Annotated in this window: 1 protein-coding gene; it reads right to left on the reverse strand. The window is 61.7% G+C overall.

What is annotated here, in order from left to right:
* The coding region (locus ACIOWA_RS27880) for a toxin VasX (protein WP_401162920.1) at window positions 1-2,137 on the reverse strand (2,137 nt) is incomplete at both ends.

Genomic DNA, 2,137 nt, shown 5'->3' on the forward strand with positions numbered 1-2,137 from the left:
CCCCAACCCCATCCGCACCTGACTATCCACCACCGCCACCAACGCCGCCGCCCCATACAAACTCGCCGACACCGTGTCATTCACTCGCCGGGCATCCATTCCCTCCAGCACCCCGGCCTCGCTCAAATAATTCTGCACATTCACCACGTTCACCAACAACGCCGCCAACGGCACCACTCCCCCGCTGTTGACCACCACGGGCGAATTCACAATCCGCTCCACCCGCCCAACCCCAATGGCTTTCCCCGTCTTGTTCACCCATTCACCCAACGCCTCGGCCCGTTGCCCGAACAACTTCCACACTTGCCGCGCGCCCTCGGTCACGAACTGCAAACGGCTTTCCCCGCCCAACCTCGCGGCAATAAAAATGCTCATCCACGACGCGCTGAAACCCTTGTCACCCTTGAGCAACAACAACGCTGCACCCAGCCGATTGACCAGCACATTCCATTGACTGTCGGCCTCGCGGGCCATGGTCGCGATGTCATCCAGCACCACCACACTCAACGGCGCCAGGGCCTGATGGGTGGCGCTGATGTTGTCGGCGGACAGGGCGGCCATCAACTCGCCAAGGCGCGAGGCGTTGTTGACTGCCGCCTCAAGCGACGGTGTCCAGGCGTTGAACAGTTGCCGGAGTGCGCCACCGTCGGCGGCGCGCACGTAGTCGGCGTATTGCTCGGCGCCTTGGGCGCGGATGCATTGGGCGGTCAGGCAACCGCTGGCGAGCTCAGTCAGCCATTGGCGGGTTTCGAGGTCGTCGTAATCGACAAACCAGGTGCCGCTGGCCGAGCGTTTCAGGTACACGCCACGGTCGGCGAACAACGCAGTGTGGCGTTGTTCGAGTTGTTGGAAGTGGCCGGCGGCGGTGTCGGTGAACCATGTGTCCATGGCATCGAGGTCGATGTACTTGCCGACCTTGGCGCTGAACGCATGATTGTTGAGATTGGCTTGTTTCTCCGCGCGATATTGCCGGACCACTTCCTCCGCTTCGTAGTACAAGTCGGCCGGAATAAACGCCCGCACCGGGCCGACGATGGCTGCGATACGCGCATCACGAGTGGCCGCTTCGGCCTGGGTCGGCCGACCGCCGTATTGACGATCCCGGGTTTCAACCCTGAGTTCTTCATGCAGGCGATCCTGGGTGTCGAGCATGATCTGGCCCTGCTCGGGCGTGAGGCTGATGTCGCGATCCTTGTAGCGATAACTGAGATTACCGGCCAGTTCGGCGCCATCCTCGCTGATCAAGCTGCGCACAAAGCCGCCGATGCTCAGGCGCAGATTGTTTTCGCCCAACCATTTTTCGTGGCCGGCTTCCAGCCATTCCTGTTCGTGGTTGATGTCGCGCAACACACCCAAGTCATCGTCCAGACAGGCGAAGACGGCGAACAATCCCTCTCTTTGCGCTTTGGCGTTTTCCAGCCAATCCCGCGTGCCCTGCCCGTCCCATGACTCGGTGCTCCATTCGCCCGGCGGCTCGTCGCTGGCGTCAGGATGTTGATCGAGAACCTTGTGACGCTCGCGGATGCGGTGCTTGGCGTCTGTGTAGGCTTTGATGTTGGATGGAGTTGGGTCGTCTAACAGCGTTGCGCCAAGGGCGTCGGTGTCCTCGGCGTTTTTTTGCTGATCGGCTTTCATCGACCGGGCGTAGGTGCCGGGGATCAGTTCGGCCAAGACCTCATCGCACTTGTCCAACGGCGGACAGTGCGGAGCTTGTAACTCATCGGCCACCGTGCGCAGGGCAATGTGGCGCATGTGCTGGCTGCGTTTGGCGCTGCTCTCGCTCAGTGACTGGCAGTGCTCGGCGTTCAAGGGGAATTCGCTGTAAAGCATCCAGGCGTCGTGGATTTTTTGCAGCGCCAGGCCCGTGAGTGTGGCGTCGGCTACCGGAGTGGCCGCCGCGTCCAGCGCCTGTTCCTGCAACAAGCCCTGCGGCGAAATAGCAAAACGCTTGAGCGGCCCCTGATGCTGCCAGAGGTACACAAACCCTGCGCGCAAACGACGTGCTGCCATCGGTCGGCTCTGCGGCGTAATACCGGGAACGCAACAAGCGTGTTCAGCCTTTTCGTGCGCCAGCGCGTAACGCACCGGCACCACAAACAGTTCGGGCTGACTGGCGGGACACGGATGCACCGTGCAA

The sequence above is a fragment of the Pseudomonas sp. NPDC087614 genome (assembly GCF_044743485.1).
Lineage (GTDB): Bacteria > Pseudomonadota > Gammaproteobacteria > Pseudomonadales > Pseudomonadaceae > Aquipseudomonas > Aquipseudomonas baetica_A.